This window comes from Paraburkholderia sp. CI2 (genome assembly GCF_014201055.1).
Taxonomy (GTDB): Bacteria; Pseudomonadota; Gammaproteobacteria; order Burkholderiales; family Burkholderiaceae; genus Paraburkholderia; species Paraburkholderia tuberum.
Genome location: NZ_JACHDL010000007.1, coordinates 119,242 through 142,987, shown reverse-complemented (window position 1 = coordinate 142,987; position 23,746 = coordinate 119,242). Strand labels below are relative to the sequence as shown.

19 protein-coding genes are annotated in these 23,746 nt (G+C 65.0%); 3 read left to right on the top strand and 16 right to left on the bottom strand.

The window, feature by feature from the left end; all coding sequences use genetic code 11:
- Nucleotides 1-2 precede the first annotated feature (2 nt).
- Nucleotides 3-1,901, bottom strand: coding sequence for an ABC transporter ATP-binding protein/permease (locus HDG32_RS12625; protein ID WP_184067156.1), 1,899 nt, complete (start codon nucleotides 1,899-1,901; stop codon nucleotides 3-5).
- Between the two features lie 206 nt (nucleotides 1,902-2,107).
- On the opposite strand from HDG32_RS12625, the gene HDG32_RS12620 reads away from it, so the two are divergent.
- Entirely contained in the window at nucleotides 2,108-2,503 is a 396-nt protein-coding gene (locus HDG32_RS12620) for an acyl-CoA thioesterase (RefSeq protein WP_090803024.1), read from the top strand.
- 124 nt (nucleotides 2,504-2,627) lie between these two features.
- Entirely contained in the window at nucleotides 2,628-3,239 is a 612-nt protein-coding gene (locus tag HDG32_RS12615) for a glutathione S-transferase family protein (RefSeq protein ID WP_184067153.1), read from the top strand.
- 71 nt (nucleotides 3,240-3,310) lie between these two features.
- Here the strand turns inward: HDG32_RS12615 and HDG32_RS12610 are convergent, their stop codons facing one another.
- Entirely contained in the window at nucleotides 3,311-6,499 is a 3,189-nt protein-coding gene (locus tag HDG32_RS12610) for an EAL domain-containing protein (protein WP_184067150.1), read from the bottom strand.
- Between the two features lie 253 nt (nucleotides 6,500-6,752).
- On the bottom strand, nucleotides 6,753-7,229 hold the full coding sequence (locus HDG32_RS12605) for a nitrate reductase associated protein (protein WP_184067147.1): 477 nt from the start codon (nucleotides 7,227-7,229) through the stop codon (nucleotides 6,753-6,755).
- A gap of 158 nt (nucleotides 7,230-7,387) precedes the next feature.
- On the opposite strand from HDG32_RS12605, the gene fdhD reads away from it, so the two are divergent.
- Nucleotides 7,388-8,272 (top strand): formate dehydrogenase accessory sulfurtransferase FdhD, encoded by an 885-nt coding sequence (fdhD, locus tag HDG32_RS12600; protein WP_184067144.1) that lies wholly within the window; start codon nucleotides 7,388-7,390, stop codon nucleotides 8,270-8,272.
- Nucleotides 8,273-8,337: 65 nt separating this feature from the next.
- Here fdhD and HDG32_RS12595 read toward each other — a convergent pair whose 3' ends face one another.
- The 13 genes from HDG32_RS12595 to HDG32_RS12535 form a co-directional block, all read right to left on the bottom strand.
- Nucleotides 8,338-9,108: an enoyl-CoA hydratase gene (locus HDG32_RS12595; protein WP_184067454.1), complete on the bottom strand. Its 771-nt coding sequence runs from the start codon at nucleotides 9,106-9,108 to the stop codon at nucleotides 8,338-8,340.
- A gap of 117 nt (nucleotides 9,109-9,225) precedes the next feature.
- A complete protein-coding gene (locus HDG32_RS12590) occupies nucleotides 9,226-10,425 on the bottom strand; it encodes an acetyl-CoA C-acyltransferase (protein ID WP_184067141.1) in 1,200 nt (399 codons plus the stop codon).
- A gap of 74 nt (nucleotides 10,426-10,499) precedes the next feature.
- Entirely contained in the window at nucleotides 10,500-12,935 is a 2,436-nt protein-coding gene (locus HDG32_RS12585; protein ID WP_184067138.1) for a 3-hydroxyacyl-CoA dehydrogenase/enoyl-CoA hydratase family protein, read from the bottom strand.
- 85 nt (nucleotides 12,936-13,020) lie between these two features.
- Nucleotides 13,021-14,808 (bottom strand): acyl-CoA dehydrogenase C-terminal domain-containing protein, encoded by a 1,788-nt coding sequence (locus HDG32_RS12580; protein ID WP_184067136.1) that lies wholly within the window; start codon nucleotides 14,806-14,808, stop codon nucleotides 13,021-13,023.
- Between the two features lie 98 nt (nucleotides 14,809-14,906).
- Nucleotides 14,907-15,506: a TetR/AcrR family transcriptional regulator gene (locus tag HDG32_RS12575; protein ID WP_184027146.1), complete on the bottom strand. Its 600-nt coding sequence runs from the start codon at nucleotides 15,504-15,506 to the stop codon at nucleotides 14,907-14,909.
- Between the two features lie 294 nt (nucleotides 15,507-15,800).
- On the bottom strand, nucleotides 15,801-17,060 hold the full coding sequence (gene clsB, locus HDG32_RS12570; protein WP_184067133.1) for a cardiolipin synthase ClsB: 1,260 nt from the start codon (nucleotides 17,058-17,060) through the stop codon (nucleotides 15,801-15,803).
- A complete protein-coding gene (gene nudB / locus HDG32_RS12565) occupies nucleotides 17,057-17,572 on the bottom strand; it encodes a dihydroneopterin triphosphate diphosphatase (RefSeq protein ID WP_184067130.1) in 516 nt (171 codons plus the stop codon). Before nudB ends, clsB begins: the two co-directional genes overlap by 4 nt.
- A gap of 186 nt (nucleotides 17,573-17,758) precedes the next feature.
- Complete coding sequence (aspS, locus tag HDG32_RS12560; RefSeq protein WP_184067126.1) at nucleotides 17,759-19,558, bottom strand: aspartate--tRNA ligase; 1,800 nt, start codon at nucleotides 19,556-19,558, stop codon at nucleotides 17,759-17,761.
- A 75-nt stretch (nucleotides 19,559-19,633) separates the two neighbouring features.
- Nucleotides 19,634-20,290, bottom strand: a complete 657-nt coding sequence (locus tag HDG32_RS12555; protein ID WP_184027136.1) for a DUF502 domain-containing protein — start codon at nucleotides 20,288-20,290, stop codon at nucleotides 19,634-19,636.
- 75 nt (nucleotides 20,291-20,365) lie between these two features.
- Entirely contained in the window at nucleotides 20,366-20,674 is a 309-nt protein-coding gene (locus HDG32_RS12550; RefSeq protein ID WP_184067122.1) for an FmdB family zinc ribbon protein, read from the bottom strand.
- Between the two features lie 173 nt (nucleotides 20,675-20,847).
- Nucleotides 20,848-21,468: a methyltransferase domain-containing protein gene (locus HDG32_RS12545; protein ID WP_184067119.1), complete on the bottom strand. Its 621-nt coding sequence runs from the start codon at nucleotides 21,466-21,468 to the stop codon at nucleotides 20,848-20,850.
- A 6-nt stretch (nucleotides 21,469-21,474) separates the two neighbouring features.
- Nucleotides 21,475-23,052 (bottom strand): ubiquinone biosynthesis regulatory protein kinase UbiB, encoded by a 1,578-nt coding sequence (ubiB, locus tag HDG32_RS12540; protein ID WP_184067116.1) that lies wholly within the window; start codon nucleotides 23,050-23,052, stop codon nucleotides 21,475-21,477.
- A 15-nt stretch (nucleotides 23,053-23,067) separates the two neighbouring features.
- A complete protein-coding gene (locus HDG32_RS12535) occupies nucleotides 23,068-23,712 on the bottom strand; it encodes an SCP2 domain-containing protein (RefSeq protein WP_184067113.1) in 645 nt (214 codons plus the stop codon).
- Nucleotides 23,713-23,746 lie beyond the last annotated feature (34 nt).

The following is a 23,746-nucleotide window of genomic DNA, read 5'->3' as shown; positions in this document are numbered from 1 at the left end:
CTTTACTTCGCCGGGCTCTCACCTGCCCCGACTGCTTCCGCTCTTTCCACCGCATCCGTGGTGTGCGCGGCGCGCTGCTGCAGCGCCCACATCTGCGCGAACAAACCGTTCGCGCGCAACAGCTCCGCGTGCGTGCCGCGCTCGACGATGCGCCCTTTGTCCATCACGATGATCTGCTGCGCGTGCACGACCGTCGACAGCCGGTGCGCGATGATCAGCGTCGTGCGTTCGCGCGCGATCAGGTCGAGCTCATGCTGGATCGCGCGCTCGGAGCGTGAATCGAGCGCGGACGTCGCTTCGTCGAACAACAGGATCGGCGGATTCTTGAGTATGGTCCGCGCGATCGCGACGCGCTGCTTTTCGCCGCCGGACAGCTTGAGCCCGCGCTCGCCGACCGGCGTGCCGTAGCCCTTCGGCAGACTCTCGATGAACTCGTGGATATGCGCGGCGCGCGCCGCCGCGATCACTTCGTCGCGCGTCGCCGACGGCCGACCGTACGCGATGTTGTAGTAGATCGAGTCGTTGAACAGCACCGTGTCCTGCGGCACGATGCCGATCGACGCGCGCAGCGAATCCTGCGTGACGTCGCGAATATCCTGCCCGTCGATGCGAATCGCGCCGCCCGTCGTGCGGTCGAGATCGTAGAAGCGGAACAGCAGCCGCGCGAGCGTCGACTTGCCCGAGCCGCTGTGACCGACCACCGCCGTCGTCGTGCCGGCCGCGATCGTGAAGCTCACGCCGTGCAGAATCTGCCGCGAAGGCTCGTACGCGAAGCTCACGTCGTCGAAGCGCACCTGCGCGCCGCTCACTTGCAAAGCCACCGCATTGGGTGCGTCGGGCACTTCCCGCGGTGCGCCGAGCAGCGAGAACATGCGGTCCATGTCGGTCAGGCTCTGCTTCAGCTCGCGATAGACCACGCCGAGAAAATTCAACGGAATATACAGCTGCAGCATGAACGTGTTGATCAGCACCAGGTCGCCGAGCGTCAGACGCCCGGCCATCACGCCCTGGGTCGCGCGCCACAGGATGAACACGAGCCCCGTGCCGATGATCGCCTGCTGCCCGAAGTTCAGCGCCGACAGCGAACGCTGCGACTTGATCGCCGCCGCGCGATAGCGCTTCAGGTTCTCGTCGTAGCGGCTCGCTTCCCACTCCTCGTTGCCGAAGTACTTGACGGTCTCGTAGTTGAGCAGCGAGTCGATCGCGCGCGAATTCGCCTTCGAATCGAGCTCGTTCATCGTGCGGCGAAAGTGCGTGCGCCACTCGGTGACCTTCACCGTGAACGCGATGTACACCGCGAGCGCGACGAACGTGACGATCGCGTAATAGGCCTCGTATTTGACGACGAAAAAGCCGAGCACGAGACCGACTTCGACGAGCGTCGGCAGGATGCTGTACAGCGAATAGGAAATCAGCTGCGTGATGCCGCGCGTGCCGCGTTCGATATCGCGCGACATGCCGCCCGTCTGCCGCTCCAGATGAAAGCGCAGCGACAGTCCGTGCAGATGGCGGAATACTTTCAGCGCGAGTTGGCGCACCGCGCTTTCGGTCACTTTCGAAAACAGGATTTCGCGCAGCTCGGTGAAAAACGACGTGGACAGCCGCGCCACCGCATACGCGACCACCAGCAGGCCGACGCCGCCGAGCAGCACGATGCCGGGCGCGTCCTGCGCGCGGCCGAGCGCGGTCAGATGCCGGACCGACGCGAGACTGTCGACGATGCGCTTCATCACGATCGGCACGCCGAGGTTCGCGACCTTCGCGCCGATCAGGCAACTGAGCGCGAAGCTGACTCGCCATTTGTAGGTGGCAAGGTATGGCAGCAGCGACAGGATCGTTTGCCAGTCGTTGCGGGGTGCGGTGGAAATCGGCGAGGGTTCGGACGAAGGAGCGCGGCGCATAAATCGTGGGGAGAGTGTGGAGCTGCCGGAGTTCGCAGCGGCGCGCGGCGCGCGCGCTTCGCTGGGTGCTTTCCCGTACAATTCCTGATCTTTCCATTGTCGCAGAAGCCGACTGGCGGCGCTTTGCATGGCCTACTGTCGAACTGGCCCAGCCATTGCGTCAATGCGCGTCAATACACTCGAACACGTTTCCCAAGGATGTCCCGATGACCGATCTTCTTCAACTTCCGTCCAAGCCGTGCGCGCTGCGCGTCATGCCGCAGCCATCGGACGCGAACATTCATGGCGACGTGTTCGGCGGCTGGATCATGGCGCAGGTCGACATCGCCGGCTCGATTCCGGCAAGCCGTCGCGCGAATGGGCGGGTCGCGACGATCGCGGTTAATTCTTTCCTGTTCAAGCAACCGGTGTTCGTCGGCGATCTGCTGAGCTTTTACGCGGATATCGTGAAGACCGGCAATACGTCGGTGACAGTGTCGGTCGAGGTCTATGCGCAGCGGTTGAGGCTCTCGCAGGAAGTCGTCAAGGTCACGGAAGCGATCCTCACCTACGTCGCCACCGACAGCGACCGCCGTCCGCGCGCGCTGCCCGCGCTGGACTGAGCCGGCGAGGATGCTTAAGCTAGCGATTCCACGCGTCACGCGCCGCGCCACCCGCTAGCCGTTCCAGCCGATCAGCGCACGAGGCCCGGGGCGCCCCCATAGTCGCTCTTCTCATGGAAACGAGATGAAACTGATCGGAATGCTCGACTCGCCCTACGTGCGGCGCGTCGCCATCTGCATGAAGCTGCTCGCGCTCGACTTCGAACACGAGTCGATTTCGGTATTCCGCACCTACGACCAGTTCGCGAAGATCAATCCGGTCGTCAAGGCGCCGACGCTCGTCGCCGACAACGGCGCGATCCTGATGGACTCGACGGTGATCCTGCAGTATCTGGCAACGCTCGCCGGCCCCACCCCGCTGTTCCCGACGCAGGCCGACGCGGCGTTGCGCGCCGCGCGTCTGACGGGTCTCGCGCTCGCCGCGTGCGAAAAGAGCGTGCAGATCGTCTACGAGCGCAATCTGCGGCCTCAGGAGAAGCAGCATGAACCGTGGGTCGAGCGCGTGCGCGCGCAACTGCTCGCCGCCTATGCCGAACTCGAACGCGAGTTGGGCGAAGGGCCGCTGCCCGACACGCAGCGGCAGTTCAGCGCGGCGGACGTGGCCGTCGCCGTAGCCTGGCAGTTCACGCACATGATGCTGCCGGAGGCGGTCAGCAAGGCCGATCATCCGCGGCTCGAGAACTTTTCCGCGTTCGCGGAAAGCCTGCCGGTGTTCAAGGACACGCCGGCTCAGTGACCGGCGTTGGACGCGGCACGCGGCGACACGCGGCGACACGCGGCGACGCCCGTCGCCGCGTCACGCTCGCCTCACGCCGGCTCCAGCTCCGGCACCAACCCGCCGTGCAGCAGTTCGGAAATCGCTTCCGTCGATAGCGGCTTCGCGAAATAGAAGCCCTGCATTTCGTCGCACGCGCGTTCCTTCAGGAAGGCGAGTTGCGCCGACGTTTCCACGCCCTCGGCGATCACCTGCAACTTCAGCGAATGGGCGAGCGCGATGATCGCCGACGTGATCGTCTCATCGTCGCCCGATACGCCGATATCCGACACGAACGAGCGGTCGATCTTCAAGCGGTCCACCGGGAAGCGCTTCAGATAGCTGAGGCTCGAATAGCCGGTGCCGAAGTCGTCGATCGCGAGACCGATGCCGAGCGCGTGCAGTTCGTTGAGCATCGACACCGCTTCTTCCGCGTTGCGCATGATCGTGCTTTCGGTCAACTCGAGTTCGAGGTACTTCGGTTCGAGTCCGGTCTCGTCGAGCACCTGCATCACGAGCTTCGCGATGTCACGCTGCTGGAACACCCGCGCCGACAGATTCACCGACACGCGCGCCGGCGGCAAGCCCTGATCCTGCCACGCCTTGTTCTGCCGGCACGCCTCGCGCAGCACCCACTCCGACAGCGGCCCGATCAGCCCGCTTTCCTCGGCGAGCGGAATGAACGACGACGGCAGCACGAGCCCGACCTCGGGATCGTGCCAGCGCACCAGCGCCTCGATGCCGACGATCTGTCCGCTGCCGATATCGACCTGCGGCTGATAGTGCAGCAGGAACTCGTTGTCGCGCAGCGCGCGGCGCAGGCGTCGTTCGAGATTCAGGCGCGCGCCCGCGCTCGCATTCATCTCCGGCTGATAGAACTGGAACGTGTTGCGCCCCATGTCCTTCGCGCGATACATCGCGACGTCGGCCTTCTTCATCAGCGTTTCGGCATCCTCGCCGTCCTGCGGGAACAGGCTCGCGCCCATGCTGCAGCCGACGTACAGCTCGGTGCCGTCGAGCCACACCGGCTCGGCGATCGACGCGCGCACGCGCTCCATCCACGTGATCAGCGATTGCTCGTCGACGGTGTCGGTCATCACGATCACGAACTCGTCGCCGCCGTGGCGCGCAACCGTGTCGCTGGTGCGCGAGCAGCGCGCGAGCCGTTCGGCGACCACCCCGAGCAGCCGGTCGCCGACGCTATGGCCGAGGCTGTCGTTGACGTTCTTGAAGCCGTCGAGATCGAGGAACACGACCGCGACGCCCGAATGATGCCGCTGCGCGACGACGAGCGCATGTTCGAGCCGGTCGCGCAGCAGGTTGCGGTTCGGCAGCCGCGTAAGGCCGTCGTAGTTGGCCTGGTATTCGAGCTGCTCCTGATAGCGGATCAGCTCGGTCACGTCGTTGATGACGCCGATATGATGGGTGATCACGCCTTCCGCGTTCGGCACCGGCGCGATGAACAGCTGATTCCAGAACAGCGCGCCGTCCTTGCGATAGTTGCGCACCACCGCGCTGACCTCGCGATTCGCCGCGAGCGCCTCGCGGATCAACGCGACGCCTTCCTGGTCACGGTCGTCGCGTTGCAGCACGCGGCAGTCGTGGCCGATCACCTCGGCGGGATCGTAGCCGGTGATGCGCATGAACGCCGGATTCACGTATTCGATCAGATTGCCCGACGGCGACGGCGCGGTGATCAGGATCGCGTTGACGCTCGCGTCGAGCGCCCGGCTTTGCAGACGCAGCGCGAGATCGGCGCGCTTGCGCTCGGTGATGTCGGTGTACGAGCCGAGCACGCCGATCACCTGACCGCCGCCGTCGGTGAAGGGCAGCTTGCTCGTGACCGTCGTGCGGTGCACGCCGTCGATCACGAAGTCGACCTCGAAGTTCATCTTGGGCACGCCGGTGCTCACGACTTCGCGATCGTGCTCGGTCAACAGGTCGGCGAACGCGCGCCACGCCAGGTCGGCGTCGCTCTTGCCGACCACCTGCTCGGGATACGCGAGCCCCGCGTCGCGCGCGAACGCCATGTTGCAGCCGAGATAGCGCGAGTTCAGGTCCTTCCAGAAGATGCGCTGCGGAATGTTGTCGATCACCGCTTCGAGCATCTGATTCGAGCGCTGCGCTTCGGCTTCGGCGTTGATCTGGTCGGTCACGTCGTCCGCCAGCACGAACGAGGCGTCGCGGCCCATGAAGTTCAGTGCGTGATAGGACACGTTGACGCTGAGGATCGAGCCGTCCTTGCGCCGATGCCGCCAGATGCCCGCCATCGTGTGGCTCTGGCGGAGGTCGGCGCTACGCTGCAAGTGCGTCTCCAGTCGGCCGATTTCCGAGTTCGGGCGGATCGCGCGGATCGTCATGCCGAGAAACTCGTCTTCCGTGTAGCCGTATTGCTGGATCGCGGCCTTGTTGACGGCGAGAAAGCACAGCGTGTCGCGATCGAAGATGTACATCGGCACGGTGTGATCGTCGAACAGGCTGCGAAAACGCTCGTCGTTGCGCACCAGCGCGCGGGCGCTGCGCAGTTTTTCGCGAGCGCTGTTCTCGCGCACGCCGAACGTGAGGAACAGCAGCACGCTGCCGGTGAGCATCGTCACGAGCAGCACGAACATCGCGCGCTCGCTGTCGCTCGCCGATGCCGCGAGCGAGGTCTGCAACGAGCGGTTTTCCTCGCTGCGCAACGTGGCGAGCGCGGCTTCGACACGCTCTGGCGCGGGGGCAAGATGCGAGTTCGACGGCGCAGGGTCGAGGGATGCCTCGAATGGCGCGTCGAGGGGGGCCGCGCCTGGCGCTTCGGTCGATGCCGCGTGCGCCGCCCCCGACGCCGCGCTTGCCGCTCCGGGCAGGTCACTCGCCTGGTTGCGCAGCGTGTCCTCGAGATCGTGCTGCAACGCGTGCCGCGCCGCGCTCAGGCTGGCGAGCGCCCCCAACATGTACGGCTCGCTCGCGAGCTCGTCGCGCAGTGATTGCTCGCGGCTCGCGAGTGTGTTCGTCATCGAAGCGGCCGCGTCAGGCGGCACCGGCTTGCCCGATTCTTTCAGGCGGTGCAGAGCGGCGAGCGCGTTATCGAGCGCGGCGTGATACGCATCGAGGTTCTGGCGCACGCTGGTCGAGCGCGCGAGGCGCGCATCGGCGTCGCGCTGCCCGCGAATCTGCGTGTACGCGACGAACGCGTTTGCACCGACCGCGACGACCACGACCGCAATATTGATCAGCAGTCGCTTCGATAGAAAAGGATTCATGGGTTCCGAACGTCAATCGTTCCGAGGGCGGGAGAGCGCGCTCGCTGCCGGTGCGTCGGGCCGCACCGATGCAAGTCTTTTACGCGCCATCCTTTGGATATCGGCAGCGATCGGAAGCGGGTTGAGGGTCGGCGTGAAAAAAATCTGATGATTGGGGGCAACGCTGCGAGTTGGTGGGGGCGCCTGGCTGGGAGCGGCTGGCTGGGAGCGGCTGGCCGGCCGCGCCTAGCCGGCCGCGCCTAGCCGGCCGCACCTAGCCGGCCGCTCCAAATTCCTTCATCGCCGGGACGAAATCGTGGCTCGCCTCGGGCTTGCGCGACAGCTTCGCGAGCACATAGCGCTTGAAAGGTTCGAGCTCGGCCCAGCGCGCGACGCTCGGCGCGGCGAGACCGGCCAGCCCCGCCTGATGCGCGACACCGTCGGGCACGCTGTCGGTTTGACGCCAGGCCGGCGACTCCTCCGGCGTAAACCACTCCGGTTCGACGTTCGCGTGCGTGCGCAGCATCTCGAACAGCGCGTGATCGAAATTCGGTTCGATCTGCGTGTCGTCTTCGACCGGGAAACGCGCGAGCAGCTTGCGATCTTCGAGCGGCAATTGCTGCCACTGCGCGAGCGTGATGCGCAGCCCGAAACGGTCGAGATTGAAGCGCACCGACATCGGGATATAAGTGAAATTCTCCGAAGACGCGACTTCGAAGTCGAACAGAAGCGGTGCTTCGTTGAGTCCCATGTCAGTGCTCCTTGTCGGTGGCGGACAGCGTGCGGGCGTCGCTTGAGGTATTTTAGAACCTTATTCGCGCGACGGCGCCCCGCGCGGCGGCCGCCGCGAAGCATACGGCGAGGCCGGCGCACCCTTTGACGCGCGGCATGATACAGGAGTGAAGCAGCTTGAACGGACAGCAAAACGGGCGCCAAACCGGGCGGGCGAACGGCCAGCCCCACGCCCTCGACAGCGACGAACAACCCGGCGCGGTGCAACTCGAAGTGCGCCGCCATCGCGGCGCGGCGGTTGAAACCGCCACCGATCACGTCGGCCAGGAGTGGCCGGTCGCGCTCGTGTTCAACGGCATCTCGCACGCGGTGATGATGTGCACGCCGCGCGATCTCGAAGCGTTCGCGGTCGGCTTCGCGATTTCGGAGGGGATCGTCGAGCGCGGCAGCGACATTCAGGACATCGAGGTCGAATTGCACGGGCACGGCGAGCTGCCGCATGCCGAGGTGCAATTGCAGGTCGTGCAGCAGGCGTTCACCGGTTTGAAGGAAAAGCGCCGCGCGCTCGCCGGGCGCACCGGCTGCGGCGTGTGCGGCATCGAAAGCATCGATCTGCTGGATCTGAAACCGCAGCGTGTACCCGACACTGGCTTCTTGCAGCGGCTCGCGCCCGATGCGATCGCACGCGCCGCGCGCGCGCTGCCCGAGCACCAGGCGCTCACTCGTTTGACGGGCGGCCTCCACGCGGCCGCGTGGTGTGATGCGCAAGGCGCGATCCACTCTGCGTTCGAGGACGTCGGCCGCCACAACGCGCTCGACAAGCTGATCGGCCAGCTCGTGCTCGACCGCGCCGATACGCGCGACGGTTTCGTGTTTCTGTCGAGCCGCGCGAGCTACGAGCTGGTGCGCAAGGCCGCGCGCGTCGACGTGCCGATGGTCGCGACGATCTCGGCGCCGTCGTCGCTCGCGATTGCGATCGCGCGTGAGGCGGGCGTGCGGCTCGTGAGCTTCTGCCGCGAAGGCAGCTACGTCGATTACGACACGTGGCAGCAGCAAGCTTGAGCAATTGAAGCGGCGCAGCGACGATTCACGGCTAACCCACCCGAAGCCCGCCAGCGTCGCCCCCCTCAGTCGAACCGCCGGAAATCCGGCTTGCGCTTCTCGAAGAACGCCTTGAACGCCTCGCGCGCTTCGGGCGCAAGCAGCATCTTGCCGAAATGCACGGCTTCCTCGGTCATCTGCGTCTGCAGTTCCTGCTGGCTCGCGCGCTTCATCAGGCTCTTCGTCACGCGCAACGACGACGCCGGCAGCGCCGCCAGCTTCGCGGCCTGCGCCGCCGCGAACGCGTCGACTTCGCCCGCCGGCAGCACGCGATTCACGAAGCCCATGCGGTGCGCTTCGGCCGCGTCGAACGCCTCGCCGAGCAGCAGTTTTTCCGCCGCCGCCTGGTAGCCGGCCACGCGCTGCAGCAACAGGCTCGACGCTGCTTCCGGGCACAGCCCGAGCTGCGTGAACGGCAGCGAAAAGCTCGCGGTGTCGGCCGCGTAGACCAGATCGCAATGCAGCAGCAGCGTCGTGCCGACGCCGACCGCCGGCCCCGCGACCGCCGCCACCACCGGTTTTTCCGCCGAACATAGCGCGCGCAGGAATTGGAACACCGGCGGGGTTTCGCCAACCGGCGGCGACTTCATGAAGTCCTCGAGATCGTTGCCCGCGCTGAATATGCCCGCGCTGCCGCGAATCAGGATCGCGCGCACCGACGCGTCGCCCTGCGCGTCTACGAGCGCGTCGGCCATCGTCTGATACATCGCGGCCGTGAACGCATTTTTCCTGCCGGGCCGGTTGAAGCTGATGGTCAGCACCGCGTCGGCGCGCTCGACCAGAATATCCGTCGTCATCCCGTTCATCTCCTTGTGCTCCTGCTGAATGTAGAAACGGTTCGCAAGCCGCGCGGCCTGCGAACCGTTGCGCGGTCCCTGGTGGATCACAGAAGGATCCCCCGTTCGATCAGCGGCTCACAGACGCTCGATGATGCCCGCCGCGCCCATGCCGGTACCGACGCACATCGTCACCATGCCGTACTTGTAGTTGCGGCGGCGCAGGCCGTGCACCACGGTCGCCGCACGAATCGCGCCGGTCGCGCCGAGCGGATGGCCCAGTGCGATCGCGCCGCCGAGCGGGTTGATCTTCGACGTATCGAGGCCGAGGTCCTGGATCACCGCGAGCGACTGCGCGGCGAACGCCTCGTTCAGCTCGATCCAGTCGAGGTCGTCCTGCTTCAGGCCGGCGGCTTTCAGCGCGGCCGGAATCGCTTCCTTCGGGCCGATGCCCATGATTTCCGGCGGCACGCCGCGCACCGCGAAGCTGACGAAGCGCGCGAGCGGCGTCAGGTTGAACTGCTTGAGGATTTTTTCCGACACGACGATCAACGCGCCCGCGCCGTCCGACGTCTGCGAGCTGTTGCCGGCCGTGACCGAGCCTTTGTTCGCGAACACCGCGCGCAGCTTCGCGAGGCCTTCCATCGACGTGTCCGCGCGCGGACCTTCGTCGAGCGACACCTCGCGCGTTTTCACGTTGATCTCGCCGGTCGCGAGATCGGGCACGCGATCGACGATCGTGTACGCGGCGATTTCGTCGTCGAATTCGCCGGCTTGCTGCGCGGCCATCGCGCGGCGGTGCGATTCGACCGAGAACGCGTCCTGCGCTTCGCGGCTGATCTTCCAGCGCTCGGCGACTTTCTCCGCGGTCAGGCCCATGCCGTACGCGATGCCGACGTCTTCGTTGCGATCGAATATATGCGGCGACAGCGACGGCTTATTGCCCATCATCGGCACCATGCTCATCGATTCGCAGCCGCCCGCGATCATCGCATCCGCCTCGCCGACGCGGATGCGGTCAGCGGCCATCGCGAGCGCGGTCAGACCCGACGCGCAGAAGCGGTTCACCGTGACACCGCCGACCGTGTTCGGCAGACCGGCCAGCAGCGCGCCGATTCGCGCGACGTTCAGGCCCTGCTCCGCTTCCGGAATCGCGCAACCGACGATCGCGTCTTCGATCACGCCGGTGTCGAGGCCGGGCACCTGAGCGACGGCCGACCTGATCGCGTGAACCAGCAGCTCATCCGGACGTGTGTTCCTGAACATGCCGCGCGGCGCTTTGCCGATCGGCGTACGGCTCGCGGCGACGATGTATGCGTCTTGCAATTGCTTTGCCATTTGGGAATCTCCTTTGTCGACCAGAGTTGGCCAAAGCTCTTACTCTGGTCCCATGCACATTGTGCGGTCGCCGCTTAGTTGCGCACCGGCTTGCCGGTCTGCAGCATGCCCATGATCCGTTCCTGCGTCTTCTGCGTGCCGAGCAGCTCGACGAACGCGCGACGCTCGAGTTGCAGCAGCCATTCTTCGTCGACGAGGCTGCCCGCTTCGACGTCGCCGCCGCACACCGCTTCCGCGATGCGGCTCGCGATCAGGAAATCGTGCTCGCTGATGAAGCGGCCGTCGCGCATGTTGACGAGCGACGCCTTGATCGTCGAGATCGCCGAGCGGCCCGCGACCGGCACCTGGGTCGCGCGCAGCGGCGCACGGTAGCCCGCCGCGGCGAGCGCGCGCGCTTCCTTCTTCGCGACGTCGAGCAGTTCGAACACATTGAAGACGATCGTGTCGGAAGGCTTCAGGTAGCCCATCGCGCGGGCATCGAGCGCGGAGGCCGACACCTTCGCCATCGCCGCGTTCTCGAACGACTTCTGCAGGAACTTCAGCAGATCGTTCGTCGCGCCGACCTGGCTTGCGGCTTCGGCCGCGCGCAGCGCCGCTTCCTTCAGGCCGCCGCCCGCCGGCACGAGACCCACGCCGACTTCGACGAGACCCAGATAGCTCTCGATGTGCGCGACGCGCTTCGCGCTGTGCAGTGCGAGCTCGCAGCCGCCGCCGAGCGCGATGCCAGAGATCGCCGAGATCACCGGCACGTTCGCATACTTGACGCGCAGCATGCCCTGCTGGAAATTCTTCACGAACGGCTCGATGCCCTTCGCGCCGCCCATCATGAACGCGGGCATCGCTTCTTCGAGGTTCGCGCCCGCCGAGAACGGACCGCCCGGCGTGCCGAGCTTCAGCGATGTGGGCTGCCACACGACGAGGCCCTTGTAGTCCTTCTCGGCCAGTTCGATCGCCTGCGTGAGCCCTTCGATCACCGCCGGTCCGATCGTGTTCATCTTGCTCTTGAACGACACGATCAGCACGTCGTCCTCGCCCGCGCGATCGTCGACCCATGCGCGCACCGCATCGGTCTCGAACAGCGTCTTGCCGTAGGTCTTCGGATCGGCGCCGGTTTCGCCGACGAGCGGCGCGCGGAACACCTGCTTGCGGTACACGTCGAGCGACGAGCGCGGCACGAAGGTCTGCGTGGCCGGTGACCACGAGCCATCGGCCGTGTGCACGCCGCCCTTCTCGTCAACCGCGCCTTCGAGCACCCACGACGGCAGCGGCACGTTGGCGAGCGCCTTGCCCGCCGCGATGTCTTCCTGCACCCATTCGGCGACCTGCTTCCAGCCGGCCGTCTGCCAGCCTTCGAACGGACCTTCGTTCCAGCCGAAGCCCCAGCGGATCGCGAGATCGACGTCGCGCGCATTGTCGGCGATCGATTCCAGATGGACGGCGATGTAGTGATAGACGTCGCGGAAGATCGACCACAGGAACTGCGCCTGCGGGTGCTGCGTTTCGCGCAACAGCTTCAGACGCTCGGCAGCCGGACGCTTCAGAATGCGGCCGACGAGTTCGTCTGCCTTCCCGCCGCCGTCGATATATGCACCCGTGTTCGGATCGAGCACCTTGATCGCCTTGCCTTCCTTCCTGTAGAAGCCGGCGCCGGTCTTCTGGCCGAGCGCGCCCTTCTGCACCAGTTCGGCGAGCACGGCCGGCATTTCGTAGACCGGCAGAAACGGATCGTCCGGCAGCGTGTCCTGCATCGTCTTGATCACGTGCGCCATCGTGTCGAGACCGACCACGTCGGCGGTGCGGAACGTCGCCGACTTCGCGCGGCCGAGGCGCGCGCCGGTCAGGTCGTCCACTTCGTCGAAACGCAGGCCGAACTTTGCGGCTTCGGCAATAACCGCAAGGATCGAGAACACGCCGACGCGGTTCGCAATGAAGTTCGGCGTATCTTTCGCGCGCACGACGCCCTTGCCGACCACGCTGGTCAGGAAGGTTTCGAGCTGATCGAGAATTTCCGGACGCGTCGTCGCGGTCGGGATCAGTTCGACCAGATGCATGTAGCGCGGCGGATTGAAGAAGTGCACGCCGCAGAAGCGCGCCTTCAGTTCGTCCGCGAAACCTTCGGACAGTGCGGTGATCGACAGCCCCGACGTGTTGGTCGCGAAAATCGCGTTCGGGCCGATGTGCGGCGCGACCTTCTTGTACAGGTCGTGCTTCCAGTCCATGCGTTCGGCGATCGCTTCGATCACGACGTCGCACCCGGCGAGCTTGTCGATGTCGTCGTCGTAGTTCGCGGGCTGGATGTATTGCGCGTCGTCCTTCACGCCGAACGGCGCCGGCGACAGCTTCTTCAGATTTTCGATCGCCTTCAGCGCGATCCCGTTCTTCGGGCCTTCCCTGGCGGGCAGGTCGAACAGCAGCACGGGCACCTTGGCGTTGATCAGGTGCGCGGCGATCTGCGCGCCCATCACGCCGGCGCCGAGCACGGCTACCTTGCGAATGATCAGATTGCTCACGTCGTTTCTCCGGAGAGTTGTGCGATGGCGCGAAGCGTCAGCCATGCTTCGCGCGATGTGTGTGGCCTCGCTCGATGTGCGAGCGTCAGAACAACGCTTCTTCGACGTCCATCATCGGCTTCGAACCGGCGCGCGCCTGGCGGATCGTCATCGCCGTTTCGGGCAGCAGCTTCGCGAAGTAGAAGCGCGCGGTCGCGAGCTTCGCCTTGTAGAACGGATCGCCCGATGCCTCCTTGTCCAGCGCGATACGAGCCATGCGCGCCCAGAAGTACGAGAACACCAGATGGCCGACCGTGCGCAGATACGGCACGGCCGCGGCGCCGACTTCGTCCGGGTTCTGCATCGCCTTCATGCCGATTTCCATCGTCAGTTTCTGCACCTTTTCGCCGATCTCGGCGAGCGGGTTCACGAACTCCTGCATCTCCGGCTTGATGCCTTCGGCTTCGACGAATTCGGCGACGAGCTTGCCGAACTTCTTCATCTTCGCGCCCATGTCGCCGAGCACCTTGCGGCCGAGCAGGTCGAGCGACTGGATGCCGTTGGTGCCTTCGTAGATCATGTTGATGCGCGCGTCGCGCACGTACTGCTCCATGCCCCATTCGGCGATGAAGCCGTGGCCGCCGTAGATCTGCATCGCGTGATTGGTGCCTTCGAACGCGTTGTCCGACAGGAACGCCTTCAGGATCGGCGTGAGCAGCGCGACCAGGTCGGCGGCTTCCTTGCGCTCGGCTTCGTCGGCGTGCGACAGCTCCTTGTCGATCTGCAGCGCCGACCAGTACGAGAACGCGCGGCCGGCTTCGGCGTAGGCCTTCTGCGTGAGCAGCATGCGGCGCACGTCCGGATGCACGATGATCGGATCGGCGGCCTTTTCCGGCGCCTTCGGGCCGGTCAGCGAACGCATCTGCAGCCGCTCTTTCGCGTACGTGAGCGAGTTCTGATATGCGACTTCGGTGAGACCGAGGCTTTGCATGCCGACGCCGAGACGCGCGGCGTTCATCATGACGAACATCGCGTTCAGGCCCTTGTTCGGCTCGCCGACCATCCAGCCCTTCGCGTTGTCGAGATTGATCACACAGGTCGCGTTGCCGTGGATGCCCATCTTGTGCTCGATCGAACCGCACTTCACGCCGTTGCGCTCACCGGGCTCGCCCGCTTCGTTCGGCACGAACTTCGGCACGATGAACAGCGAAATCCCCTTGGTGCCCTTCGGCGCATCCGGCAGACGCGCGAGCACGAGGTGAACGATGTTCTCCGCCATGTCATGCTCGCCGCTCGAAATGAAAATCTTCGTGCCGCTGATCGAGTACGAGCCGTCGCCGTTCGGCTCGGCCTTCGTGCGCAGAATGCCGAGGTCGGTGCCGCAATGCGGCTCGGTCAGACACATCGTGCCGGTCCAGACGCCTGCGACGAGCTTCGGCAGATAGCGCTGCTGCAGTTCCGGCGTGCCGTGCGCGTGCAGGCATTCATACGCGCCGTGCGACAGGCCCGGATACATCGTCCACGCCTGATTCGCCGAGTTCAGCATTTCATAGACCGCGTTGTTGACGAACGCGGGCAGTCCCTGGCCGCCGAATTCCGGGTCGCAACCGAGCGCCGGCCAGCCAGCTTCGACGTATTGCCGATAGGCTTCCTTGAAGCCCTTCGGCGTGGTCACGACGCCGTCGCCGGCATACGTGCAGCCTTCCTGGTCGCCGCTGTGGTTGAGCGGGAACAGCACTTCGGAGCAGAACTTGCCGGCTTCCTCGAGCACCGCGTTGATCGTGTCGGCGTCGAGTTCGGCGTGCTTCGGCATTTGCCGAAGTTCGGCCTCGACGTTGAGCAGTTCGTGCAACACGAATTGCATGTCGCGCAGTGGCGCGGCGTACTGTCCCATGACTCTCTCTCCCTGGTTTGACAAAAAGCCAGGCCGTTGGCCGGGTCCGTGGTCGGACCTTCTGCGCCGCGCGTTTCCGGTAGATTCCGGCGACGCCGCTAACGGCTTTCGCTTTGATACGAATTAATCAGTTTTTCCAGCGCGGCCCACGTGAGACGCACCGCATCCGGCAGATGCAGAAAGCGCGCGTCGTGATGCAGGCCGAGCGTGACGCTATACAGTTCGAACAGCATCAGCTGCGGGTCGGTATCGGCGCGCAGATGCCCTTCTTCCATCGCTTGCGAGATCGCGCGCGTGAGCGCCGCACGCCACGTCGTCACGCTCGACACCAACTGCTCGCGCACCTGGCTGTCCGCGCGGTCGTCGTATTCGACGGCGCCGCTGATGTAGATGCAGCCGGTCGTGACTTCCTGAATGCGTTTCTCGATCCAGCGGGAAATCATCGCGCGCAAGCGCGGCAGACCACGCGGCTCGCGCAGGCTCGGGAAAAACACCTCGTCTTCGAAACGGCGGTGGTATTCGCGCACGACTTCGATCTGCAGATCCTCGCGCGACCCGAAATGCGCGAACACACCGCTCTTGCTCATCTGCATGCGCTCGGCCAGCAGACCAATCGTCAGACCTTCCAGTCCGTCTCGGCCTGCCAGATCGAGTGCTGCGTCGAGAATCGCGGCTCGGGTTTGTTCGCCTTTTCGCATAGCTGTTTTACCGTTCTAATGTGACCGAATTGAAAATCGAACGGCCGTACTATTATTGAGCGCTTGCCGTCCGCGAAACAAGGACTTTATTAGAAACCGGTTTCTAACCGGCTTCTAATTTTGCGGCTTTCGACCATCAGATCAATCAGATTTTTAGAGGCGTTTGCCTTGAATCGATGGTTGCCGATCGGCGCGCGCGTGTTCTCGCGCGTGTTCTATTTCTTTGCCCCGCTTCGCTGGCGCCGATTGATGGCCGACGTGATGCGGCAAGCGCGGGCTCTCGTGCGAGCGGTATTAGTCGTAGCCGCCCACCGTCAGCAGCTTCATCGCGACGCGGTAGCTCGTGTACGCGATCCAGCTCAGCGCGCGCACGCGCGCCGGTCGCGATTCGTAGTGCGCTTCATCGATTGGGCGCGCGTCCGTGAACGCGTCGAGAATCGCGTCGCGCAGTTTGGGGATCGACGGATCGTTCACGAGCACGACGTTCGCTTCGTTGTTCAGCATCAGGCTGAGCGCATCGAGATTCGACGAACCGACCGTGCCCCAGTTCGAATCGACCACCGCGACCTTGCCGTGCAGCAGCGTCTTCTCGTATTCGGCGATCTGCACGCCTGCGCGCAACAGCGCGTGGTACAGGAACGGCACGGCGTAATCGAGCGCCTTGAACTCCTTGCGCCCGATGATCAGCTTCACGACCACGCCGCGCCGCGCCGCGAACACCAGCGCGCGACGCAGCTTGCGTCCCGGCATGAAGTACGGATTCGCGAGCAGGATTTCATGGCGCGCCTGGCCGATCGCGGCCAGATAAGCTTTTTCGATCGCGCGGCGGTTGATCAGGTTATCGCGCGCGACGAATGCGACGCACGGCTCGCCGCCGGCCCACAGTGCCTCGTTGCGGCGTCGCCGGCGTCTGCGCAGACTGCCAAGCGAGTTGGCGTCCTGCGACGACAGGTCGGGCTTCATCGAATCGAGCGGCCGATGGCCGACGCGAATCCGCCGCCACTGCACGTCGATTGCATCGCGCACGTCGGCGACCACCGGCCCGCGCAGCTCGACCGCGAAGTCCCAGCGCCGGTACGGCAGCTTCTCGCCGTTGTTCTCGTAATCGTCGACGATATTGATGCCGCCGCAATACGCGATCTGATCGTCGATCACGGCGAGCTTGCGGTGCGTGCGCGAAAAGCCGAAGCGGCCGAACAGATGCGGGTTGTAGATGCGATGCTCGATGCCGCCGGCCGGCCATTGCTCGAACATCTTCAGGCGTGCGGTGCCGACGCCATCGGTGATCACGCGCACTCTGACGCCGCGCGCGGCAGCGCGAAGCAGCGCCTCGCTGACCGCGTGGCCGGCTTCGTCGTCGCAGAAGATATAGGTTTCGAGCGCGACGTTGTGCTCGGCCGCGTCGATGCGCTCGATCAGCGCGTCGAAGAAATCGTCGCCGGAGCGCAGCAGCTCGACCTCGTTGCTACTGGTGAAGCGGTAGCGCTGCCAGTAACGACGGCCGAGCAACGTGTGCCGCAGACGCGCCAAACGGCCCGAGCCGCCTGCGCTCACCGGCCACGCTCCCCGGTCAGCGGGCCGGATTGCGGGTCGATCGGGCGCGCGGCGAGCCGCCGCGGCAACTGCAGGATCGCATCGGCATTCGACGACGAAAAGCAGCGCGATGCGGCCTCTTCATATGGCAGCCACATATACGCGGTGTGTTCGCGCGGCGCGAGCGTCACGTCGATGCACTCGGGGACCTGCAGGCTGAACCAGTGCTCGGTGTTGTAGAGCACGCCCGCTTCGTAGCGGTAACGAAATTCCGGGTAGATCTCGTAGTCGATCGAGTAGTGCCAGTCGAACAACCCGCTGCGCGGCACCAGTGCGCCGCCGATCATGATGCCGGTTTCCTCGCCGACTTCGCGCACCGCCGTGTCGGCGAGCGGTTCGTCGAGCCGGTCTTTCGAACCCGTCACCGACTGCCAGAACGCCGCATGATCGGCGCGCTCGAGCAGCAGCACGTCGAGCGCAGGCGTATGAATGATGACGAGGACGGACTGCGGAATTTTCGGCGGTTTCGGCATGGCTCAAACTGGGCGCGACGATACGCGCGGTACATGTCGGATGACGGTCGAAAGGGTCTGGAAAGCGGTGGCTTCACTGTAACGCAAAAAATGAAAAAGGCGCTGAGGTGGAGATCACCTCAGCGCCTTTTCGTTTCGCTCGTGTGGTTTTTTTGCGGCCGCCGGCCGCGCGCAGCGGCCGCGGCTTTATGCCTTCGGTTCCGGCGTACGCAGACGGATGTGCAGCTCGCGCAGCTGACGCTCGTCGACTTCGCTGGGCGCCTGCGTGAGCAGATCCTGCGCGCGTTGCGTCTTCGGGAACGCGATCACGTCGCGGATCGAGTCGGCGCCGGCCATCATCGTGACGATGCGGTCCAGACCGAACGCGATACCGCCGTGCGGCGGCGCGCCGTATTGCAGCGCGTCGAGCAGGAAGCCGAACTTCGCCTGCGCTTCTTCCGCGTTGATCTTCAGCGCGCGGAACACCTTGCTCTGCACTTCCTCACGGTAGATACGCACCGAGCCGCCGCCGATTTCCCAGCCGTTCAGCACCATGTCGTAGGCCTTCGCGAGGCAGCGCGCGGGGTCCGTTTCGAGGTACTCGAGGTGCTCGTCCTTCGGGCTCGTGAACGGGTGATGCGCGGCGACGTAGCGGTTGTCTTCCTCGTCGTATTCGAACATCGGAAAGTCGACGACCCACAGCGGCTTCCAGCCGGACTCGACGAGGCCGTTGGCCTTGCCGAATTCCGAATGACCGATCTTCAGACGCAGCGCGCCGAGGCTGTCGTTGACGACCTTCGCGCGATCCGCCGCGAAGAAAATGATGTCGCCGTCTTGTGCGCCGGTGCGCTCGATGATCGCCTTCAGCGCTTCGTCGTGCAGGTTCTTCACGATCGGGCTTTGCAGACCGTCACGGCCCTTCGCCGCTTCATTGACCTTGATCCACGCGAGACCCTTCGCCCCGTAGATGCGCACGAATTCCGTGTAGCTGTCGATGTCGCCGCGCGACAGCTCGCCGCCCTTCGGCACGCGCAGCGCCGCGACACGGCCGTCCTTCGTGTTGGCCGGGGTGCTGAACACCTTGAAGTCGACGTCGCGCATCGCATCGGTCAACTCGGTGAACTCGAGCTTCACGCGCAGGTCCGGCTTGTCCGAACCGAAGCGGCGCATCGCTTCCGCGTATTCCATGACCGGGAATTTCTGGTCGAGCTCGACGCCGATCGTCGTCCTGAACACGTGGCGGATCATCGCCTCGAACAGATCGCGGATTTCCTGTTCCGACAAGAACGAGGTTTCGCAGTCGATCTGGGTGAATTCCGGCTGACGGTCGGCGCGCAGGTCTTCGTCGCGGAAGCACTTGGTGATCTGGTAGTAACGGTCGAAGTTCGCGACCATCAGCAGCTGCTTGAACAGCTGCGGCGACTGCGGCAGCGCGAAGAACTGGCCCGGGTTCGTGCGCGACGGCACGAGGTAGTCGCGCGCGCCTTCCGGCGTGCTCTTCGTGAGCATCGGCGTTTCGATGTCGATGAAGCCCTGCTCGTCGAGGTACTTGCGCACTTCGATCGCGACGCGGTAGCGCAGACGCAGGTTGTGCTGCATCTGCGGACGGCGCAGGTCGAGCACGCGATGCGTGAGGCGCGTGGTTTCCGACAGGTTGTCATCGTCGAGCTGGAACGGCGGCGTGACCGACGCGTTCAGCACGATCAGCTCGTGGCACAGCACTTCGATCTTGCCGCTCTTCAGCGATGCATTGGTCGTGCCTTCCGGACGGCCGCGCACAATGCCCTTGACCTGCACGCAGAACTCATTGCGCACGCCTTCGGCGACCTTGAACATGTCAGCGCGATCCGGATCGCAGACGACCTGAACGAGCCCTTCGCGATCGCGCAGGTCGATGAAGATGACGCCGCCATGGTCGCGGCGGCGGCTTACCCAGCCGCACAGCGAGACGGATTGGCCCAGCAGTTCTTCGGTCACCAGACCGCAGTATTCAGATCTCATCGACATGATGTTTGTCTTTCGTTTTGCATTGGTTGAACGGCGCGCCACAGACGATCCTGCATGAAGCGTTGCGCGCCGGCATTAGAGCGGGGGCTCGACGGTGGCGCGGCGCACCGGCGCCGGCTGCGGCGCGGACGGCGCCACGACGCCCATCGAGACAATGTACTTGAGCGCAGCGTCGACCGTCATGTCGAGCTCGATCACTTCGCTTTTCGGCACCATCAGGAAGAAGCCGGACGTCGGGTTCGGCGTGGTCGGCACGTATACGCTGACGTAATCTTCCTTCAGATGGTTGGCCACGTCGCCGCCCGGGATGCCGGTCAGAAACGCGATCGTATAGGACCCGCGGCGCGGGTACTCGATCAGCAGCGCCTTGCGGAATGCATTGCCACTGCTCGACAGCAGCGTGTCGGACACCTGCTTCACGCTGGTGTAGAGCGGGCCGACCACCGGAATGTGCGCGACCAGCAGTTCCCACCACTTCACGAGCTTCTGCCCAATGAAGTTCTGCGTCAACAGCCCGACGACGAAGATGAACGCGAGCGTGAGCACCGCGCCGAGGCCCGGCAAGCGATAGCCGATCGTGCGTTCCGGCTGCCACGAGGTAGGCAGCAGCAACAGCGTCTGGTCCATCGTGCCGATGACCAGGCCGAGCACCCACAGTGTGATGGCCAGAGGCACCAGCACCAGCAGGCCGGTCAGAAACACCGATTTGAGCGTGAATTTTTTCGTCGTCATGTGTACCGCCAGAAAGCTGCGCAGGCCGAAGCCCATGCGCGGTAGATACACCGCCCGCGCGGGGCGGCAGTCCCACTAGGCGCTGCCGGAACCGCTCGGGCTCGTGGCGGCGGGCGCTGCGGCGGGCGCCGCGGGCGCGGCAGCCGATGCAGCGGCTGCGGCCGGCTCGGACTTCGCTTCCGACGCGGCCGGCGCGCTCGTGCTGCCGCGGAAATCGGTCACGTACCAGCCGGAGCCTTTCAACTGGAAGCCGGCGGCCGTGAGTTGTTTGCTAAAGGTGTCTTTTCCGCACTCGGGACACTGCGTCAACTGGGGGTCGCTCATCTTCTGGAGCACGTCCTTCCCGAAACCGCATGACCCGCAACGATAAGCGTAGATCGGCATGATCCTTTCTTACTCCAAATCCCTACTGAAATCTTGTAAACGCTTGCAAAGCCTTGAATTATAGCCGCAAACGATGTCCGTTCCCCGGATTTCGGGAAGCGGACGCACGATGCGCCCGCCACCGCGCCAGATGGGGACGACCCCCGGACCTCTCAAGAGCGGCGCGCGTGGCGTTAGCCGCGACGCCGCCAGGTGAGCCAGCGCTCGCGTCCGGCGAATACAGCGATCGAGTCGTCGACCGCTTCGTCTTCGACCAGCTCGAAGTGTGGCGTGAGCAGCGCATCGAGCTCGCCGCGTTCGATGCCGAACGGCGGCCCTTTCGGCGTCGCGCCGATGAAAAAGATGCCCGCCAGCAACCCGCCGGCCGGCAGCAGTTCGCCCATGCGCTGCGCATAGTCGGCGCGGCGCGCCGGCGGCAGCGCGCAGAAGAATGCGCGCTCATAGATCCATGCCGGTGCGAACGGTGGCGCATAGGTGAAGAAATCCGCCTGTTCGACCAGCGATGCATGCGCGCCGAGCTGCTCGCGTGCCGCCGCCACGGCGGCCGGCGAAAAGTCGATCGCGCGTACCGGGTTGCCCTGGCGCGCGAGCCATACCGCTTCGTGCGCGGTGCCGCAGCCTGGAATCAGCACGGCCGCGTCGCGGTGCCGTTCGGCGAACGCGCGAAACGCGGACGGCACGCCCGCCTGATCCCACGGCGTGAAATGGCGCTCGAAGCGTTCGTCCCAGAACTCGGGCGAGTCGGGATCGCGGGTTGCGAAATCGGGCGCGGCGGGTTGGGTCGGATCGCTCATCGGAATCTAACCTCCATAAGCCAGTACCAGGAACGCACGCGCCAGCATCGCGCCGACGCCGACCGCCACGCCGAACAGCAGCAGGCCTTGCAGCAGACGGTTGGTGCGCTTTTGCTCGAGCAGGATCTGGCGGATCACGTCGTCGTTCGCGCCGCCCACCGGATGATGGCGCTCGGCCAGCATGTTATGGACGAGGCGCGGCAACTGCGGCAGCGTCTTGCTCCACTGCGGCGCCTCGATCTTCAGACGCTCGTACCAGCCGCGCAAGCCGATCTGCTCGTTCATCCAGCGCTCGAGATAGGGCTTCGCGGTCTTCCACAGATCCAGTTCGGGATCGAGCGAACGGCCTAGGCCTTCCACGTTCAGCATCGTCTTTTGCAGCAACACGAGCTGCGGCTGGATCTCGACGTTGAAGCGCCGCGACGTCGAGAACAGACGCATCAGCACCTGGCCGAGAGAAATGTCCTTCAGCGCGCGATCGAAATACGGTTCGCAGACCGCGCGGATCGCGCTTTCGAGCTCCTCGACGCGCGTGCTCGGCGGCACCCAGCCCGACTCCAGATGCAACGTCGCGACGCGATGGTAGTCGCGCTTGAAGAACGCGAGGAAGTTCTGCGCGAGGTAGTTTTTGTCGAAGTCCGACAACGCGCCGATGATGCCGAAGTCGAGCGCGATATAGCGGCCGAAGTGCGCGGGATCGAGGCTCACCTGGATGTTGCCGGGGTGCATGTCGGCGTGGAAAAAGCCGTCGCGGAACACCTGCGTGAAGAAAATTTCGACGCCCTCGCGCGCGAGTTTCGGGATGTCGACACCCGCCGCGCGCAACGTATCGACCTGGCTGATCGGCACGCCGACCATGCGCTCCATCACGAGCACCGTGGGCGTGCAGAACTCCCAGTACATCTCGGGCACGAGCAGCAGGTCGAGCCCAAGGAAGTTGCGCCGCAACTGGCTGCCGTTGGCGGCCTCGCGCATCAGGTCGAGTTCGTCGTGCAGGTATTTGTCGAATTCGGCGACCACCTCGCGCGGCTTCAGGCGCTTGCCGTCGGCCCACAGACGCTCGGCCCACACGGCGATGTCGCGCATCAGCGCGAGGTCGGAATCGATCACCGGCAGCATCTTGGGGCGCAGCACCTTCACCGCGACCGCCTTGCCCGCATGCTGGCCGGCCTTCACCTTCGCGAAGTGGACCTGTGCGATCGACGCGCTCGCGACCGGCACCCGCTCGAAATCGTCGAACAGCACGTCGACCGGCGCGCCGAGCGACTTCTCGACGAGCGCGATCGCGACCGCCGAATCGAACGGCGGCACCTGATCCTGCAGCTTGGCAAGTTCGTTGGCGATATCGACCGGCAGCAGATCGCGACGGGTCGACAGCACCTGGCCGAACTTGACGAAGATCGGCCCGAGGCTTTCGAGCGCGAGCCGCAGACGCACGCCCGGCGGCGCATCGAACTTGCGGCCAAGCGTCGTGATGCGCAGCAGCAGACGCACGCGCCGGTCGTTGATGCGGCTCAACATCATTTCGTCGAGGCCGAAGCGGATGACCGTGAAAAATATCTTGAGAAAACGCAGAAAACGCATGGCTGGGCCCGGTGACTAGCGCGTGCTGCGCGACGTGGCGGCGCCGCCCGGCGTTTGCGCGCCGCGGACTTCGACCTTCTGTTCGATGCGCTCGATGCGCTTTTCGACGCGCGCGAGCGAATCGCGCGCGCGCGCCAGCTCGACGTTGAAGTCCGCGAGCGCGGTGCGCCGCACCAGTTGCGGATTTTCGTCGAGCAGGTACTCGGCGGCGGTGTCGAGCAGATTGCGACCGGTGCGCTGCACATGCTCGCCGACTGAGCGGACTAGCGACGTGATGCGCCACGCGGGTCCATCACCGATCAGCTTCGCGAGATCTTCCTCCGGCTCCCAGCGCAGATGCTCGGCGAGCTTCGCAATCACGGTCGCGAACTCGGCGTCGCCCTCGATCTTCACGTGCTTCATCACCGCGGCCTGGCCACCTTGCAGGAAGGCCGGCAGTGCGTCGGACGGCACCGAGATCGTCACGTCGAACTGATGCGCATCGGCTTCGTCGAGCGTACCGAGATAGCCGTCGGGCTGCACGAGCAGCGCGAGCACAACCGGCGGACATGACAGGCGAGCGGTCTTGCCCGCGTACGGGGCGAGGCGCTCGCGGGCCCACGATTCGCGGGCGAGCAGATGATTGACAGCAGCAGCGAAGGGCTTGGCGGCGAGGGTCATCGAAGGTGGCAAGAAAAAACCCGCGCGAGCGAGG

Excerpts from the sequence above, each read along its gene's own strand:
- HDG32_RS12535 (WP_184067113.1), bottom strand. The coding sequence starts at position 23,712 with ATGACCCTCGCCGCCAAGCCCTTCGCTGCTGCTGTCAATCATCTGCTC.
- HDG32_RS12620 (WP_090803024.1), top strand. The coding sequence starts at position 2,108 with ATGACCGATCTTCTTCAACTTCCGTCCAAGCCGTGCGCGCTGCGCGTC.
- HDG32_RS12580 (WP_184067136.1), bottom strand. The coding sequence starts at position 14,808 with ATGGGACAGTACGCCGCGCCACTGCGCGACATGCAATTCGTGTTGCAC.
- HDG32_RS12575 (WP_184027146.1), bottom strand. The coding sequence starts at position 15,506 with ATGCGAAAAGGCGAACAAACCCGAGCCGCGATTCTCGACGCAGCACTC.
- HDG32_RS12615 (WP_184067153.1), top strand. The coding sequence starts at position 2,628 with ATGAAACTGATCGGAATGCTCGACTCGCCCTACGTGCGGCGCGTCGCC.
- ubiB (WP_184067116.1), bottom strand. The coding sequence starts at position 23,052 with ATGCGTTTTCTGCGTTTTCTCAAGATATTTTTCACGGTCATCCGCTTC.
- HDG32_RS12590 (WP_184067141.1), bottom strand. The coding sequence starts at position 10,425 with ATGGCAAAGCAATTGCAAGACGCATACATCGTCGCCGCGAGCCGTACG.
- HDG32_RS12625 (WP_184067156.1), bottom strand. The coding sequence starts at position 1,901 with ATGCGCCGCGCTCCTTCGTCCGAACCCTCGCCGATTTCCACCGCACCC.
- nudB (WP_184067130.1), bottom strand. The coding sequence starts at position 17,572 with ATGCCGAAACCGCCGAAAATTCCGCAGTCCGTCCTCGTCATCATTCAT.
- HDG32_RS12605 (WP_184067147.1), bottom strand. The coding sequence starts at position 7,229 with ATGGGACTCAACGAAGCACCGCTTCTGTTCGACTTCGAAGTCGCGTCT.
- HDG32_RS12595 (WP_184067454.1), bottom strand. The coding sequence starts at position 9,108 with ATGACGACGGATATTCTGGTCGAGCGCGCCGACGCGGTGCTGACCATC.
- HDG32_RS12545 (WP_184067119.1), bottom strand. The coding sequence starts at position 21,468 with ATGAGCGATCCGACCCAACCCGCCGCGCCCGATTTCGCAACCCGCGAT.
- HDG32_RS12550 (WP_184067122.1), bottom strand. The coding sequence starts at position 20,674 with ATGCCGATCTACGCTTATCGTTGCGGGTCATGCGGTTTCGGGAAGGAC.
- HDG32_RS12610 (WP_184067150.1), bottom strand. The coding sequence starts at position 6,499 with ATGAATCCTTTTCTATCGAAGCGACTGCTGATCAATATTGCGGTCGTG.
- aspS (WP_184067126.1), bottom strand. The coding sequence starts at position 19,558 with ATGTCGATGAGATCTGAATACTGCGGTCTGGTGACCGAAGAACTGCTG.
- HDG32_RS12555 (WP_184027136.1), bottom strand. The coding sequence starts at position 20,290 with ATGACGACGAAAAAATTCACGCTCAAATCGGTGTTTCTGACCGGCCTG.